Origin of the sequence: Thermodesulfovibrio yellowstonii DSM 11347, from assembly GCF_000020985.1 — a bacterium.
Classification (GTDB): domain Bacteria; phylum Nitrospirota; class Thermodesulfovibrionia; order Thermodesulfovibrionales; family Thermodesulfovibrionaceae; genus Thermodesulfovibrio; species Thermodesulfovibrio yellowstonii.
This window is the reverse complement of sequence record NC_011296.1, coordinates 516,745-531,677: the sequence shown is the minus strand read 5'-3', so window position 1 is coordinate 531,677 and position 14,933 is coordinate 516,745. Positions and strand designations below refer to the sequence as shown.

Here is a 14,933-nt window from a genome sequence, read left to right as displayed (position 1 = left end):
ACAATGCCTTACTTTGTTGTGCACGAACATCATGCAAAAAAGCTTCATTTTGACCTCAGACTAGAAAAGGATGGAGTGCTCAAATCTTGGGCAATTCCCAAAGGTCCTTCAATGAATCCTCAAGATAAGCGTCTTGCAATTCAGGTTGAAGATCATGCTTTAGAGTATGGTAACTTTGAAGGTATTATTCCTGAAGGACAGTATGGTGCAGGTAAAGTTTATATCTGGGATAAAGGGCAATATAGCACAGTGAAAGGCTCTCCTGAAGAAGGACAGTGGGAAATTTTTATGGAAGGAGAAATATTAAAAGGAAACTTTGTTTTAGTGAAACTTAAGGGGAAATCTGATGAATGGCTTTTTATCAAGAAAAAAGATAAATTTGCAGACTATAACTTTAAGCTAAAACTTAAATTTCCCTGAGCAGAATTTTTAACTCTTCCACTGTTACCTCATATTTCTTCTTGCAGAAATAGCATTCAACATCAACTGTTTTTCCTTCTTCAATCATTTTCTGAATTTCTTCTCTTCCAAGTGTAACAATTGCATTGATAACTCTATCTTTTGTGCATGGGCAGAAGTATGTAACAGTGCCTCTGTGCAAAACCTCAATTGGTAATCCTACTACTTCTTCAAGTATTTGTAGAGAATCCATTCCTTGAAGTATCATTGATGAAGTTGATTGAGTTTCAGAAAGTTTTCTTTCAAGGAACTCAACTATTTCAGTTCTTGTTTCAGGCATGGTCTGAATCATAAAACCACCTGCTGCTTTAACTGAGTTATCTGGTTCAACATAAACTCCAAGTGAGACTGCTGAAGGAATCTGTTCAGAAACATTTAAATAGTAAGCAAGGTCTCGGGCAATCTCACCTGTTTGAAGTTCCACGCTACTTTGATAGTATTCTCTTAATCCCAAATCTCTTATCACATTTAAAAAACCTTTGCCCACTCCTCTTCCCACATCAATTTTCTCATTCTTCAATCCCATATAGATATGTGGTCTTTTTACATATGCACGAACTCTATAAAAAGAATCTGCTTCAGCTACAACTTCATTTAAAGGTCCATCACCCTTTATCTGAACCATTATCTTCTGCCTATCCTTTAATGTTGATGCGAGAAGAACGCTTCCAGCAATAACTCTTCCCATTGCTGCTGTAGCAGTAGGCCATGTATCGTGAATCTTTCTTGCATACTCAACTGTTTCTGTGCAAATTGTTGCTACAACAAGAACATGCTCATTCTTTATTAATCCTTTTACAACCTCATCCATCTAATAAAGCCTCCACAATCTGTTTTTTCTCTAACCCCATAGTTTTTACAGCATTGCCCATATAAATGAATATCTCTATAAATCCGTCACTATTTATAAGTGCTGCAGGTTTATTTGGAGACTGAGAATAAAAGTTCACAATTGGAAGGATTGTTTCTCCAACTCTTATTTCTTTAATTTTTCTCTCTTCTGGTTTTATATTGGTTATTGCATTACCAAATCTATCAATATAAACTATTTTCCCAACTATTTTATCATTCAAATTTACAGGATTTAAATACTCCAGTAAAAAAATCTCTTTTAATGGTTTGCCAAATTCACTTATTGAAACTCCTGTTGAAAGCCATGCTGCAGCAGGTGCGAAAACATCTCTTCCCTGAAAAGTAGGACTTTCCTTTTGTAGAAAATATTTAGGATTTTCAATTGATATGCATACAAAGGGTTCTTTTATAACATAGCTAAGAAGTCCATTGTCAGGAGCGATAAAGTAATGTCCCTGAGATTTAACTATCAAAGCTTTTCTCTGAGAACCAACCCCAGGGTCAACAATGCTGAGATGAATAGTTCCCTTAGGAAAGTATTTAAAGCTTTGCCATAAAACAAAAGCAGCATCCTCCACTGTCTGAGGTTTAATACCATGTGTGATATCAATGATTTTTACATTTGGATTTATTTTTAAAATTACTCCTTTCATCTGCCCAACAAAAGGGTCATCATAACCAAAATCAGTTAAAAGTGTAATTATCCTATTCTTTGAAGCTGCCAATGATCTCATTTATGTCTTTTATGTTTTCTTCAATTAAAAACTGCTTAATGCCTTCAATTATCTCAACTGTTGCAATAGGGTTTATAAAATTAGCTGTTCCTACTTGAATAGCCTTTGCTCCAGCAATTAAAAACTGCAAAGCATCTTCTGCACTAACAATTCCTCCAACTCCAATTACAGGAATTTTAACAGCTTGGGCAACTTCCCACACTGCTCTTAAAGCTACTGGTCTTATCGCAGGTCCTGAAAGACCTCCGGTAAGAGTTCCTATCATACTTTTACGAGTTTTTATATCAATCACCATTGCTGGAATTGTATTAATCAAAGAGACAGCATCTGCGCCTTCTTCCTCACAAATTCTTGCCATTAAAGCAATCTCGGTAACCTGAGGAGCAAGTTTAACTATCAATGGCTTTTTAATATGAAGTCTAACCCTTTTTATAGCTTCCCGTAAAAGTTCTGGCTCTAATCCCATTTTTCTCCATTCACTTGTCTTATTCGGGCATGAAACATTCATCTCAAGAGCATGAACTCCCTCAGTTTCATCAAGAAGTTTTGCTACTTCTATATATTCATCAAGATTTTCACCAAAAAAGTTTACTATTATGTTAGTGTTAAACTTTTTCAAAAATGGAAGCTTTTCTTTTTTAAATGCCTCTAATCCTATATTTTGCAATCCAATTGAGTTAATCATTCCACAGGGAGTTTCATAAATTCTCGGAGGAGGATTCCCTTGTTTTGGTTTTAATGAAAGCCCCTTTACAACAATGCCACCTAAAATATTAAGATCAACAAACTGAGAATACTCAAGTCCGTAGCCAAATGTGCCAGATGCAGTAAGCACAGGATTTTTAAAACTAAGATTACCTATTTTAACCTCCAAGACAGGCATCATAATACAAGCTCCTTAAGCTCAAAAACAGGACCTTCAGTGCAAACTCTTTTGAAATCTTCCCTTGTTTTTATTACACATCCAAGACATGCTCCAACTCCACAAGCCATTCTCTCCTCTGTTGCTACATAACAGGGTCTGTTTTCATTAACAATTTTTTTAAGCTCTTTTAACATCATCATAGGTCCACAGGCATAAATAGGGAAAGGAAGTTGTATGCTTTTTTCTCTAAAAAGCTCTGTAATAACTCCTTTATAGGCATAGGAAGTTTCTTTCTCAGTTGAGATATAAAGTTGTTTTGAAAGCCTTTTTAGTTCTTCATAAAAAAGTATTTCTTTTTCATTTCTTACACCATAAAAAAGATAGGCTCTTTGAGGAAATTTTTTAATCAGATAATAAACTGATGCAAGTCCAATTCCTCCTGCAATTACTATAAAATCTCCCTCTGGGAAAGGATACCATCTTCCAAATGGACCTGTAAGAGTTATAGAATCACCTTTTTTAAGTTTAGTAAGGATATTTGTTCCCTTGCCTTTTAGTCTGTATAAAAACTTAATCTCTCCCTTTTCATGCTCAAAAATGCTAAAGGGTCTTCCCAAAAGAGGATCAAGCCTCTGATTAACTCTTAGAATACAGAACTGTCCTGGCTTGGTTTCAACATCATCAGAAATCTCAAGGGAAATTAAATAAATCTCTTCTGTTAGTGCTTCATTGCTTATTACTTTTGATTTAAATAGCTTATTCAAAGCTTATAGAGATAATTTCGTAATTAAATGTTTTAGCAGGAGCTTTTATAGTAACCTGCTCACCAACTTCCTTACCAATTAAAGCTTTACCCACAGGAGAAGTAATGGATATTTTTCCATTTTTTACGTCTGCTTCATCAGGACCAACAAGATGAAACTCTTTCTCTTCCTCTGTATCAATATCAATAACTCTAACTTTTGCACCAAAGGCAACTTTATTTTGATTGATTTTTGATGGATCAATTACATAGGCACGGGCGAGTTTAGCCTGAAGTTCCTGAATTCTTCCTTCAATAAAAGACTGCTTTTCTCTTGCTGCGTGATACTCAGCATTTTCTGATAAATCTCCGTGAGCACGTGCTTCTGCGATTGCTTTTATTATTGCTGGACGTTCAATTTTTATCAATCTGTCCAGCTCTTCCTTCAGCTTTTCATAACCTTCAGGGGTCATGGGAATCCTGTCAGTCAACTTATCCTCCTTTGAATGAAAATTATATTATTTAATTTAGCAGAATTTTGAAATTTCAGTAAAGCTATGTGATTACGACAAATGCTACAGCATAATTTTTTTCGTGGGAAATAGATATGAAAATTTTTTTATTAAAGCCTGGTATTTTAACTTCTGGTGAACCGTCAGAGTTGTTTCTGACTTCAATATTTTTTAAGGTTAATCCTTTCTGTTTTTTTAATGCTTTAATCACTGCTTCTTTGACTGCAAAGCGAGCTGCGAGATGAGGAAAAGGATTTGCATGGCTGAAACTATAAGAAATTTCTCCTTCGGTAAAAACTTTGTTTAAAAATTTTTCTCCACATTTTTCATAAATTTTTTTTATTCTTTCAACTGCTACAATATCAACACCAACTCCTTCAATCATGGAACTGCCCAGCTTTTAGGAATAAATATTTTCTCAAATGTGTAAAGAGCATATCTATCTGTCATTCCTGCAATGAAATCACATATTTTTCTATGAAGTTCTTTTTCTTCAAGTTCCTGAGCATCTATTATATGAGGATTGTCAAGATAATAGTTATAAAGACTCTCAAGCATTCTCTTAGCTTTTTTAAACTCTTCTATAATGCGTTCATTATAGTAAACTTTCTCAAAAAGAAAATCTCTAAAACTGTGAACCATTTCTTCCATCTCAGGAGACATGGAGATTTTTTCATAATCTTCTTTTATGGTTGTAAAAATAACATCTCTAACCATTTTATCTATTCTTTTTGAGTGCCTATCGCCAAAAAATTTTAAAAACTGTTGTGGAATATCATTTTTTTTGATAATTCCTGCTCTTATTGCATCATCTATATCATGGTTAATATATGCGATAACATCTCCTACTCTCACAATTTGCCCCTCTAATGTGAAAGGCTCATCACTTAAAATTTTTCCACGACCCTTTGAGTGTTTAAGTATTCCATCCCTTACTTCAAATGTAAGATTAAGACCCTTACCATTTTTCTCAAGAATATCAACAACTCTAAGGCTTTGCTCATAATGTTCAAACCCTCCAGGATGAAGCTCTCTTAGTATTGCTTCACCAGCATGTCCGAAAGGAGTGTGTCCGAGATCATGTCCAAGTGCTATAGCTTCTGTAAGATCCTCATTAAGCCTTAATGCTCTTGCGATTGTTCTTGATATCTGAGATACTTCAAAAACATGAGTAAGACGAGTCCTGTAGTGATCACCTTGAGGAGAGAAAAAAACCTGTGTTTTATGTTTGAGCCTGCGAAAAGCTTTACTATGAATAATTCTGTCTCTGTCACGCTGAAAAGGAGTTCTTATATCATCTTCTGGTTCAGGCTTTAATCTTCCTTTTGTTTGTGAACTCAGACAGGACTTGGGATGTAAAAAACTTTTTTCTATTTCCTGATATCGTTCTCTGATGTTCATAAAACTTGTTTTATAGCTTTAACAAGCAAAGGAATCTCTTTTTCCTGTAATGTCCTTACATCAAAAATAACAAAATCTTCCTTTATTCTTGCAATTACAGGAGGTTCTGTTTTTCTTAATTTTTTTATAAATTCTTCAGTCTGAGTTGTTTTAATTGCTACAACATATGTTTTAATGCCATTTTCAGGAAGAGATCCGCCTCCAGGCATTGACACATCTTCTTTCAGAGTAGCATCAATTCCTTCTTTTTTAAACATCCTCAATATCTTTAATGCTCTATTCTTAATCTTCTCAGGAGATTCAACAATCATTCTTAATGTAGGAATTTTTTCAATAGCTTCTTTTTCATCAAGATAAAGCATCAAAGTTGCTTCCAGTGCTGCAAGAGTCATTTTATCAACTCTCAAAGCACGCATGAGAGGATTTTTTGATATCTGTTCAATTAAATCGTCCCGTCCAATTATAAATCCAGCCTGTGCTCCTCCAAGAAGTTTATCTCCACTAAATGTAACAATATCTGCTCCTTCTCTAACAACTTCCTGAACCGATGGTTCAGTAAAAAATCCATATCTTTTTAAATCAATAAAACATCCGCTTCCAAGATCAACCATGACTGGAATACCTTTTTGTTTACCAAGATTTGAAAGTTCCCTAATTGAAACCTCTTCTGTAAAGCCTACAATTTTAAAATTTGACCTGTGCACTTTAAGTAAAAAAGCTGTATTTTCATTTATTGCATTTTCATAATCACTTAATCGTGTTTTGTTTGTTGTGCCAACTTCCTTTAAAATTGCTCCTGATTGAGTCATTACATCAGGAATTCTGAAAGAACCACCTATTTCAACAAGTTCTCCACGAGAGACAATTACTTCTTTGCCACGAGCAAGAGTATTAAGGCATAGGAAAACTGCACCTGCATTATTATTTACAACCACTGCTCCAGAAACATCAGCAATCTTTTTTATAGCATCAACAATATGAACATATCTCTTGCCTCTTTGCCCTTTTTCTAAGTCATACTCAAGATTTGAATAGCTTGTAGCAATTTCAATCACATGTTTTATTGCCTCATCTGGGAGTATTGCTCTCCCAAGATTTGTGTGAATCACAACTCCTGTAGCATTTATCACAGGTCTGAGTGAATATCTCTGGTTTAAAGATTTTTCTATTTCTTCAACTATTTTATCTTCATCAATCTGAGAAACATAACCTTTAAGTATTTTATCTCTTAATCTGTTAAGAACTTTTCTTGTGCATTCACGAACTAATGAATAAGAATAGTTACTTAGAAGAGTTTCTATTCTTTCATTTTTTAAAATCCTATCAACAGCAGGAATATTTCTTAAGAGTTTGGTCTTATCCAGATTCATTAATCCTTTAATTTTTCCTCAATCTTTGTAATTCTTAAGTTTATATCATTTATCAATGATTTCAAATTCTCAATCTCATCTTTTGTTACCAGATTCATTCCCTGTAATGTTTTTTGAACCATTTCTTTGAAGTTGTCCTTGAAACTCTCCTTTGCCTCTTCTGATTTTGATATAAACTCATTAATTATCTTTGCTGCCTCTGATTCGCTCATCTTACCCCGTTTCACAAGATCCTCAAGAAATTCTCTGAGCATTTCCTGCATTCCCAAGCATGCAAAAAGCATATTTTTAAATAAATCCTGTAATGCCATGCTACCTCCTTCATGATTGTTTTTCAATCAAACTGTAGAATATCTCCGATACCTTCTCAAGAGACTCTCCATCAGGACATCCACCCTGAGCAGTTTCCTGCCTTCCACCACCTTTGCCACCAACAGCCTGGACTATATTTCTCATAAGTTTTCCAGCATCGTATTTATTTGTTATGTCTTTGGTTACAGAAAGAAGCAATATGCCCTGTCCATCTGCCTTTGATATAAGTAAAATTATAGCAGGATGGAGTTTTTCTTTAAGTTTATCAGAAAGTGTTCTAAGACTTTTTAGATCAACACCATCAAGTTTTACTGCAAGAGCTTTTACCCCATCTATCTCCTTTGCCTGCTTTACAATCTCTTCAATATTCTGACTTATTAGTTTGTTTTTAAGAACTTCTATTTCTTGTTGTTTTTCTTTAAGTTCTGCTACAAGTCTTTCAACAGCTTTAACAGGTTCAGCTGATTTAAGAATTGAGGAAATGGCTTTAAGTTGTTCTCTGTTAATATTTGAATATTTGAATGCCTCAATCCCTGTAACAGCTTCAATTCTCCTGATTCCTGATGCGACAGAGCCTTCCGAAACTATATAAAAACTTCCTATTTCACCTGTACTGTCACAATGAGTTCCTCCGCAGAGTTCCTTACTGAAACCAACAATTTTTACTACTCTAACTGTGTCTTCATATTTGTCTTCAAAAAGTGCTGTAACTCCCTCATTTAAAGCTTCATCAAGTGATTTAATTTCTATTTTAACTGGAAGATTTTCCAGTATTTTTTCATTTACAATTCTTTCAATCTCTCTTAACTCCTCATCATTCACAGCTTCAAAATGAGTAAAATCAAATCGTAATCTATCAGGTGCAACCAAAGAACCTGCTTGTTTTACATGTTCTCCAAGCACGGTTCTTAATGCAGCATGAAGTAAATGAGTTGCAGTGTGGTTTCTTTTTATAGCCTTTCTTCTTTCAAGATCAATTTTTGCAAAAACTTTATCACCTTCTTTAATAGTTCCTTCAATAACCCTGACTTTATGACAATGTAATCCTGAAATTTTCTTTGTATCATAAACCTCTGCTTTACCAGAATTTGAAATAATCATACCTGTATCGCCTACCTGCCCTCCTGACTCAGCATAAAAAGGTGTTTTAAAAAGAAAAATCTCACCTTCTTCATCTTTATTAAGTTCGTTTACTCTTTCACTATTTTTCACAATAGCATATATGTCTGTCTCTGTTTCGTAATCCGTATATCCTATAAATCTTAAATTCTCCGACTGAGGTCTTAGCTGTTTATAAACTTCACCTATTCCTACTTCTTCGGACTTTTGTGCTGCCCTTGCACGTTCACGCTGTTTATTAAGCTCTTGCTGAAATCCTATCTCATCAATTTGTAACTCAGAATCTTGAGCCATTTCTTTTATCAAGTCAAAAGGCAAACCAAATGTATCATAGAGTTTAAAAATTTCATGTCCAGGAATTAATTTTGAATCAGTCTTCTTAAGATTGTTAATAATATCATCAAAAATCTGCTGAGCCTTTTCAAGGCTTCTCAGAAATCTTTCTTCTTCTATTTTTATTATCTTTTCAATTCTTTCTCTTTCTGAAACAATCTCAGGATAAACTTCTCCAAGTTTGTAAACAACAGGTTCTACAAATCTGTAAAAGGCTGTTTTATCATATTCAAGAAGTTTAATATGTCTTCCAGCTCTTCTTATTATTCTTCTTAAAACATATCCCCTGCCTTCATTTGAAGGGATTAGTCCTTCAGCTACTAAAAATGTGGCAGCTCTTATGTGGTCTGCTATGACTTTTATTGAAATATCTGTTTTTCTATCTTTACCATACTTAACATTAAGAGTTGAACATATTTCAGAAATAATCGGCTCAAAAAGGTCTGTATCAAAATTTGTCCGTTTGCCCTGTTTAACTGCTGTAATCCTCTCAAGCCCCATTCCAGTATCAATGCTCGGCTTTGGAAGAGGAGTTAGTTTTCCTTCCTCATCTCTGTTATACTGCATAAAAACAAGATTCCACAGTTCAAGAAATCTATCGCAATCGCATCCAACTGAACAGTCAGGCTGTCCACATCCAAAGTCTTCTCCCTGATCAATTATTATCTCGGAGCATGGACCACATGGACCTGTATCTCCCATCTGCCAGAAATTATCCTTTTCACCTAATCGGACAATTCTCTCTGAAGGAATTCCTATTTCTTCTTCCCATATCTCTGCAGCTTCATCGTCATCTTTGTAAATAGAAACCCAGAGCTTTTCCTTTGGAAGTTTAAAATGTTCAGTAAGAAGCTCCCATGCGAAAAGGATTGCATCTCTTTTAAAGTAATCGCCAAAAGAGAAATTGCCAAGCATTTCAAAGAAAGTATGATGTCTTGCAGTAAATCCAACGTTTTCAAGATCACTATGCTTTCCACCTGCGCGAATGCATTTCTGACAGGTAGTAGCCCTGCTATAAGGTCTTTGTTCTTCGCCAAGAAAAACCCTTTTAAACTGAACCATTCCTGCATTTGTGAAAAGAAGGCTCGGGTCATCCTTAGGAATAAGCGGAGAACTTTTAACTAATTCATGTCCCTTTGATACAAAGTAATCCAGAAAAAGCTTTCTTATTTCAGAACTTTGCATTAATTATTCCTCATTTACAATTCTTTGTTCATTACTGATTATGTATGTCAGTTTTCCATCAACAAAAATAAGTCTTGATTTTAAAAGCCCAAGAGAGGAAGAATACACCCACTCTTCTCTTTGTTTTCCTTTCTCAGGAGTAAGAATTCTTGTAGTGGAAGGAGGACCCCATGCATATCTTACCTGCTCTTTTGTCATCCCAAGTGCTATTTCACCTTTAGCAATTCTTTCCTGAACATCAGGTGGATAGTTTTTAATTTCATCATAGGTATATCTGACACCTTGCGATGCGCATCCAAAAATAAAAACAGCAATCAATAAAGCAATCAAAATTCTCATTTTCTATCCTCCCTTAAAATGTCATTCTGAGGGGATTTAATATCCCCGAAAAAATTATCATTTAATTTTAAGCATTTATTTACTGTATCCCATGAAAATCCTCTGCGAAGAAGAAATCCTGCAATTTTTGCTTTTTTCTTATCTGGTTGAATATCCCTTAAAAAATGCTTTTTCCTCTGAATGAGCTTCTGAGCTATTGAGAATTCATCAATTTCAGGAATATGCTGAATTAAATTCTTATCTATGCCCTTTCTCATCAAATAATTTTTTAGTCCCATTGTCCCTAAAAACCTGTCTTCAGCAATTTTTTCTGCTTTCTCAATAAACTTTGAATCATCTATAAAGCCTTTCTGTTTTAAATATTGGATAGTTTCGGTTATATCCTTTTCAGAAAAACCTTTTTTTTGAAGCCTGTCTTGTAATTCTGCCTCTGTTCTATCTCTCTTAGTAATTAATCTCAATGCAACAGTTAATGCCTTATTCTGTTTTGTTTTCACCTTCCGAAACCTTTGGTTGTTTTAATCCATATACATCAAGAACTTTAGAATATATTTCATTAAAAATTTCAGGATGAGTTTTTAAGTATTCCTTAGCATTTTCTCTACCTTGTGCAAGTCTTGAACCATTGTAATTATACCATGCACCTGACTTTTCAATGATTCCCTTTTCTACTGCAAGGTCAAGAATCTCACCTGTCTTTGATATCCCCTCATTGAAGTAGATGTCAAATTCAGCTTGTTTGAATGGTGGAGCTACCTTATTTTTAACAATTTTCACTCTTACTCTACCGCCTGTTGTCTCTTGCCCTTCTTTAAGTGTATCTATCTTTCTTATGTCAAGCCTCATAGATGCATAAAACTTTAAAGCAGTTCCACCCGGTGTTGTCTCTGGATTTCCGAACATTACTCCTATTTTTTGCCTTATCTGGTTAATAAAGATAACAGCGGTCTGAGACTTTGATATAGCAGCTGTAAGTTTTCTCAATGCCTGACTCATAAGCCTTGCCTGAAGCCCTGGAAGACTATCTCCCATTTCTCCTTCTATCTCTGCTTTAGGAACCAATGCTGCAACAGAATCAATGACAATAATATCTACAGCTCCGCTACGGACAAGTGTCTCTGTTACCTCCAAAGCCTGTTCACCTGTGTCTGGCTGGCTGATCAGTAAATTTTCAACGTCAACGCCTAATTTTGAAGCATAATTAACATCAAGAGCATGCTCTGCATCTATAAAAGCAGCAACTCCGCCATGTCTCTGAGCCTCTGCAATTGCGTGAAGTGCAAGGGTGGTTTTACCCGAAGACTCCGGACCAAAAATCTCTATAACTCTTCCTCTTGGATATCCTCCAATACCAGTTGCTATATCAAGAGAAATAGAACCTGTAGGAATTACTCCTATTCCTTCTGCATGAGCTTTAGTGCCAAGACGCATTATAGCGCCTTTTCCAAAATTTTTTTCAATCTGGGATATGGCAATTTCCAATGCCTTTAACTTATCCTTATTCATAAATCACCTCTTAGGCTTTTTTTTATTATACCATTTATCTATTTGACCAAAGGAAACCTTTGTAAAACATCATAAATTGAACCTTTTGGAGTAAGAGTGCTTTTCATTAAAACAAACTCTTCCACTTGAAATTTTAATTGAGAAGATTCTCCAGAAAATTTTTTTAAAATTTTTTCAAACAAATATTTTCCATTATGGAAATTCTTTACCCTCGCAACAGTTATGTGAGATTTAAAATTTTTATCTTCTCTCTTAAATCCCAATGATTCCATCTCTTCATCAATTCTCTTTGCCATTTCTTTAAGACTATCCGTGTTTTCTGTGCCTATCCATATAACTCTTGGTTTAAATTTATCTGGAAAAACTCCTGGATGTGTTATCTTCAGCGTAAAAGGAGAAAACCCATTTGAAATTTTCCTTAGAGTATTAGTTATATCAGGGATAAGACCTTCGTTGACTTCTCCAAGAAATTTCAATGTGATGTGGAAATTTCCTTTTTGAACAATACTTACTCCGTCAAGTGATGTTTTTAAATATATGAGTTGATACAGAAATTCCTTTATCTCATCAGGTATTTCTATGGCTATAAAAAGTCGCATAAAATTATCATAACATTAAAAAAATCCTTATTAAAACATTAGTAATTAATCCAGCAATTATATCATCCATCATTATACTTAATCCTCCTTTTAATTTCTTTTCAATCTGCCTTATGGGTGGTGGCTTTATTATGTCAAAAATACGAAACAAAATAAAGGCAATTAAAAGATTTTGCCAGTTTATCGGGATAAAAAGAATTGAAGTTAAATATCCTGCAAATTCATCTATAACAATATAAGAGGGATCTTTTTTATTTGAAGCCTTTTCAATCCTTTCAGAAGCTATTATACCGGTAACAATAGAAACAATCAAAATAGTTAAAACAGCCATATAAGAGGGTTTAAATAAATCCAAAAAAATCATAGTAACAGCAGAACAGACTGTGCCTGGTGCAAATGGGAAATAACCTATAAATAAAACTGTTGCAATTATTTTATAAAACATCTGATAATTTTACCATAATTGTCTATATGTTAAAGACTCTCTCCATTGACTTCAATTGTGCTATAATTTTTCCATGAAAGAAATTTTTGGAATAAAAAATCTTGATGAAGCAATAATAAAAATTGTCTGAGAAACTAATTTATACAATTGGCACAAGTAATCGTTCAATAGAAGAATTCATAGAAATTTTAAAAAAATACCAGATAAAAACAGCCATAGATGTAAGAAGTTTTCCAAAATCAAAAAATTTTCCCCATTTTAATCAAGAAAATCTCAGAGAAGCTTTAGAAAAAGATGGTATTGGTTATTTTTATCTCGGGAAGGAACTCGGTGGCTTCAGAAAAGGCGGCTATGAGAATTATACTAAAACAGAAGAATTTGAAAAAGGAATTGAAAAACTTGAAGAAATCGCAGAGAATAGTTTATCTGTTTTTTTCTGTGCTGAAAAGCTTTTCTTTCGCTGTCATAGAAGATTTATCGCAGAAGTGTTTTCAGAAAGAGGGTGGAAAGTCTTGCATATAGTTGAAAAAGAAAGAATCTATGAGCATAAAAAAGCAGTTTTAGAGCAAAAATCCATTGAATTTGAAAGATAAAATGGATATTGAAAAATTTATACAAGAAGTAGAACAGAATAACCTTAAAAATATTGTTCAATCAATATCCATTCCAAGACACGGCTGGTATAACTATGAAGTCCTCTCATCAGTAGCAAACTTTGTTGAAGAAAAGTTTAGAGAATACGGCTATATCGTTGAAATTAACGAATTTTCCTATAATGGCAAAGAGTATAAAAATATCATAGCCACTCTAAAAGGCATTAACTCAAACAAAGACTGGTTATTGATTGGTGCTCACTATGACTCTGCTATTGGTTCTCCTGGTGCTGATGATAATGCAAGTGGTATAGCTGTAATGCTTGAAGTGGCAAGAATCATTAGAAAGAGCCCAATTGCTGAAAGAATAAAATTTGTTGCCTTTACCCTTGAAGAACCCCAGGCTTTTGACCTTAAATTCATAATCGGAAGTAGCCAGTTTGTAAAGAAATTCAAAAAGCTTGGGCACAGATACAAAGCCCTGATACTTGAGTCAGTGGGTTACTACTCAGATGTTAAGGGCTCACAAAAACTTCCTGCATTTACAAAAGGACCTGATGTAGGAAATTTTCTTGGCGTTGTAGGAAATGGGAAATCCAATACTCTTTTGGAGCTTTTTGAGAAAGTAAAGGAATATGTTCCTTCTATAAATCTCATTACTTACAAAGCGCCAATGAATGGATGGCTTGCTCTTGAAACAAGATTTAGTGACCATGCACCGTTTTGGGATGCGGGATTTCAGGCAGTTATGCTTACTGATACAGCTATGTTCAGAAATCCCTATTACCATACATCTCAGGATACACCTGATAAGCTAAATTTTCCCTTTATGGAAGATGTCACTAAAGCACTATTGGTTGCTGTTTTGATAAGTCCAGCATGACAGAAGTTTTTAACAAAGAAATTGCGAAAAAGTTTTTAAAGGAGTTATCTCCTTCAGAGCAGTATTATTTCTTAAATAAAGTAAATGAAGCTGTTTATAAAGATGGTTATACTCCTGACGAAGACCTTTTTTATTATTGTTATTTTTTAACCCTCAAGGAGAGGCTGAGAACTATTACATCATACAGAACAGAAGGATATTTAAGATATATATATGCTGAAGGGCTTAAGGATGTAGAGGATTCAATAAAACTTTATAAAGAAAGGATAGATTCAAAGAGAGGTCTATCAGGAAGAGATATTCCTAAGAGAGTTAAGTAAAGCAGTTTTTGAACAAACATTGAGATAAATGCAAGGAATGCAATAAAGACTATACCAGCGATTGAAGATTTCAGGAAGTTTTTCTTTTATTTTATCCCATGAAACGGTATCCATTATTTTGAGATTCAGTAACCCCAGAGCGATTTTATCCATCTCTGCTATTTCTTTTTCGTCTTTACATGTCCTTTTTACCAAAAAAGGACATTTTTTGCATACGTCATCAGCTCCTTCTACAACAAAAATACCTTCATTTTTTGCTCTTCCAATGACTGCATGAAGGTTTTCAACAAACTCTTCGCTGTATCCCTCACCTGTAAAGAAATGCAAACATATAAGATGATGCCCACGTAGGTAAATCAATTTC

General features: G+C 34.3%; 20 protein-coding genes. 4 read left to right on the top strand and 16 right to left on the bottom strand.

The window, feature by feature from the left end:
* Positions 1-3 precede the first annotated feature (3 nt).
* Positions 4-420 carry a DNA polymerase ligase N-terminal domain-containing protein gene (locus THEYE_RS02715; protein WP_012545568.1) on the top strand — a complete coding sequence of 139 codons (417 nt, stop codon included), beginning with the start codon at positions 4-6 and terminating at the stop codon, positions 418-420.
* On the opposite strand, the gene hslO is transcribed toward THEYE_RS02715, so the two are convergent.
* The 15 genes from hslO to THEYE_RS02640 form a co-directional block, all read right to left on the bottom strand.
* Positions 407-1,270 carry an Hsp33 family molecular chaperone HslO gene (gene hslO / locus THEYE_RS02710; protein ID WP_012546884.1) on the bottom strand — a complete coding sequence of 288 codons (864 nt, stop codon included), beginning with the start codon at positions 1,268-1,270 and terminating at the stop codon, positions 407-409. The genes THEYE_RS02715 and hslO overlap by 14 nt on opposite strands.
* Entirely contained in the window at positions 1,263-2,045 is a 783-nt protein-coding gene (locus tag THEYE_RS02705; protein WP_028842665.1) for an SAM hydrolase/SAM-dependent halogenase family protein, read from the bottom strand. The genes hslO and THEYE_RS02705 overlap by 8 nt, the downstream gene beginning before the upstream one ends.
* Entirely contained in the window at positions 2,017-2,928 is a 912-nt protein-coding gene (locus THEYE_RS02700) for a dihydroorotate dehydrogenase (protein WP_012545671.1), read from the bottom strand. Before THEYE_RS02700 ends, THEYE_RS02705 begins: the two co-directional genes overlap by 29 nt.
* The gene (locus THEYE_RS02695) at positions 2,928-3,674 is read right to left on the bottom strand and encodes a dihydroorotate dehydrogenase electron transfer subunit (RefSeq protein WP_012546654.1); all 747 of its coding nucleotides are present in this window, start codon (positions 3,672-3,674) and stop codon (positions 2,928-2,930) included. The genes THEYE_RS02700 and THEYE_RS02695 overlap by 1 nt, the downstream gene beginning before the upstream one ends.
* Positions 3,667-4,143 carry a transcription elongation factor GreA gene (gene greA, locus THEYE_RS02690; protein WP_012545525.1) on the bottom strand — a complete coding sequence of 159 codons (477 nt, stop codon included), beginning with the start codon at positions 4,141-4,143 and terminating at the stop codon, positions 3,667-3,669. Before greA ends, THEYE_RS02695 begins: the two co-directional genes overlap by 8 nt.
* A gap of 64 nt (positions 4,144-4,207) precedes the next feature.
* Complete coding sequence (gene acpS, locus THEYE_RS02685) at positions 4,208-4,549, bottom strand: holo-ACP synthase (RefSeq protein WP_012545321.1); 342 nt, start codon at positions 4,547-4,549, stop codon at positions 4,208-4,210.
* Positions 4,546-5,565, bottom strand: a complete 1,020-nt coding sequence (locus THEYE_RS02680; RefSeq protein ID WP_012546176.1) for a deoxyguanosinetriphosphate triphosphohydrolase — start codon at positions 5,563-5,565, stop codon at positions 4,546-4,548. The genes acpS and THEYE_RS02680 overlap by 4 nt, the downstream gene beginning before the upstream one ends.
* The gene (selA, locus tag THEYE_RS02675; protein WP_028842667.1) at positions 5,562-6,929 is read right to left on the bottom strand and encodes an L-seryl-tRNA(Sec) selenium transferase; all 1,368 of its coding nucleotides are present in this window, start codon (positions 6,927-6,929) and stop codon (positions 5,562-5,564) included. Before selA ends, THEYE_RS02680 begins: the two co-directional genes overlap by 4 nt.
* A gap of 5 nt (positions 6,930-6,934) precedes the next feature.
* Positions 6,935-7,246, bottom strand: a complete 312-nt coding sequence (locus THEYE_RS02670) for a phasin family protein (RefSeq protein ID WP_012546703.1) — start codon at positions 7,244-7,246, stop codon at positions 6,935-6,937.
* Positions 7,247-7,256: 10 nt separating this feature from the next.
* Positions 7,257-9,884, bottom strand: a complete 2,628-nt coding sequence (gene alaS, locus THEYE_RS02665) for an alanine--tRNA ligase (RefSeq protein WP_012545089.1) — start codon at positions 9,882-9,884, stop codon at positions 7,257-7,259.
* 3 nt (positions 9,885-9,887) lie between these two features.
* Positions 9,888-10,223 carry a lipoprotein gene (locus THEYE_RS02660; protein WP_012546204.1) on the bottom strand — a complete coding sequence of 112 codons (336 nt, stop codon included), beginning with the start codon at positions 10,221-10,223 and terminating at the stop codon, positions 9,888-9,890.
* Complete coding sequence (locus THEYE_RS02655) at positions 10,220-10,720, bottom strand: regulatory protein RecX (RefSeq protein ID WP_012545289.1); 501 nt, start codon at positions 10,718-10,720, stop codon at positions 10,220-10,222. Before THEYE_RS02655 ends, THEYE_RS02660 begins: the two co-directional genes overlap by 4 nt.
* Positions 10,701-11,729 carry a recombinase RecA gene (gene recA / locus THEYE_RS02650; protein WP_012546028.1) on the bottom strand — a complete coding sequence of 343 codons (1,029 nt, stop codon included), beginning with the start codon at positions 11,727-11,729 and terminating at the stop codon, positions 10,701-10,703. The genes THEYE_RS02655 and recA overlap by 20 nt, the downstream gene beginning before the upstream one ends.
* A gap of 38 nt (positions 11,730-11,767) precedes the next feature.
* A complete protein-coding gene (gene thpR, locus THEYE_RS02645) occupies positions 11,768-12,328 on the bottom strand; it encodes an RNA 2',3'-cyclic phosphodiesterase (RefSeq protein ID WP_012545374.1) in 561 nt (186 codons plus the stop codon).
* Positions 12,329-12,335: 7 nt separating this feature from the next.
* Positions 12,336-12,773: a phosphatidylglycerophosphatase A family protein gene (locus THEYE_RS02640; protein WP_012546233.1), complete on the bottom strand. Its 438-nt coding sequence runs from the start codon at positions 12,771-12,773 to the stop codon at positions 12,336-12,338.
* A gap of 122 nt (positions 12,774-12,895) precedes the next feature.
* Between THEYE_RS02640 and THEYE_RS02635 the strand changes: the two genes are divergently transcribed.
* From THEYE_RS02635 to THEYE_RS02625, 3 genes are read left to right on the top strand one after another with little or no spacing between them, the layout of a single operon-like run.
* On the top strand, positions 12,896-13,366 hold the full coding sequence (locus THEYE_RS02635) for a DUF488 domain-containing protein (protein ID WP_012545843.1): 471 nt from the start codon (positions 12,896-12,898) through the stop codon (positions 13,364-13,366).
* Position 13,367: 1 nt separating this feature from the next.
* Positions 13,368-14,249: a M28 family peptidase gene (locus THEYE_RS02630; RefSeq protein ID WP_012546697.1), complete on the top strand. Its 882-nt coding sequence runs from the start codon at positions 13,368-13,370 to the stop codon at positions 14,247-14,249.
* A complete protein-coding gene (locus tag THEYE_RS02625) occupies positions 14,246-14,569 on the top strand; it encodes a hypothetical protein (RefSeq protein WP_012546046.1) in 324 nt (107 codons plus the stop codon). The genes THEYE_RS02630 and THEYE_RS02625 overlap by 4 nt, the downstream gene beginning before the upstream one ends.
* On the opposite strand, the gene THEYE_RS02620 is transcribed toward THEYE_RS02625, so the two are convergent.
* Positions 14,537-14,929, bottom strand: coding sequence for a DUF1284 domain-containing protein (locus THEYE_RS02620; protein WP_012545102.1), 393 nt, complete (start codon positions 14,927-14,929; stop codon positions 14,537-14,539). The two genes, THEYE_RS02625 and THEYE_RS02620, sit on opposite strands and share 33 nt — an antisense overlap.
* Between the last annotated feature and the right edge of the window lie 4 nt (positions 14,930-14,933).

Excerpts from the sequence above, each read along its gene's own strand:
- THEYE_RS02715 (WP_012545568.1), top strand. The coding sequence starts at position 4 with ATGCCTTACTTTGTTGTGCACGAACATCATGCAAAAAAGCTTCATTTT.
- hslO (WP_012546884.1), bottom strand. The coding sequence starts at position 1,270 with ATGGATGAGGTTGTAAAAGGATTAATAAAGAATGAGCATGTTCTTGTT.
- THEYE_RS02705 (WP_028842665.1), bottom strand. The coding sequence starts at position 2,045 with ATGAGATCATTGGCAGCTTCAAAGAATAGGATAATTACACTTTTAACT.
- THEYE_RS02700 (WP_012545671.1), bottom strand. The coding sequence starts at position 2,928 with ATGCCTGTCTTGGAGGTTAAAATAGGTAATCTTAGTTTTAAAAATCCT.
- acpS (WP_012545321.1), bottom strand. The coding sequence starts at position 4,549 with ATGATTGAAGGAGTTGGTGTTGATATTGTAGCAGTTGAAAGAATAAAA.
- THEYE_RS02680 (WP_012546176.1), bottom strand. The coding sequence starts at position 5,565 with ATGAACATCAGAGAACGATATCAGGAAATAGAAAAAAGTTTTTTACAT.
- THEYE_RS02670 (WP_012546703.1), bottom strand. The coding sequence starts at position 7,246 with ATGGCATTACAGGATTTATTTAAAAATATGCTTTTTGCATGCTTGGGA.
- alaS (WP_012545089.1), bottom strand. The coding sequence starts at position 9,884 with ATGCAAAGTTCTGAAATAAGAAAGCTTTTTCTGGATTACTTTGTATCA.
- THEYE_RS02660 (WP_012546204.1), bottom strand. The coding sequence starts at position 10,223 with ATGAGAATTTTGATTGCTTTATTGATTGCTGTTTTTATTTTTGGATGC.
- recA (WP_012546028.1), bottom strand. The coding sequence starts at position 11,729 with ATGAATAAGGATAAGTTAAAGGCATTGGAAATTGCCATATCCCAGATT.
- thpR (WP_012545374.1), bottom strand. The coding sequence starts at position 12,328 with ATGCGACTTTTTATAGCCATAGAAATACCTGATGAGATAAAGGAATTT.
- THEYE_RS02640 (WP_012546233.1), bottom strand. The coding sequence starts at position 12,773 with ATGTTTTATAAAATAATTGCAACAGTTTTATTTATAGGTTATTTCCCA.
- THEYE_RS02630 (WP_012546697.1), top strand. The coding sequence starts at position 13,368 with ATGGATATTGAAAAATTTATACAAGAAGTAGAACAGAATAACCTTAAA.
- THEYE_RS02625 (WP_012546046.1), top strand. The coding sequence starts at position 14,246 with ATGACAGAAGTTTTTAACAAAGAAATTGCGAAAAAGTTTTTAAAGGAG.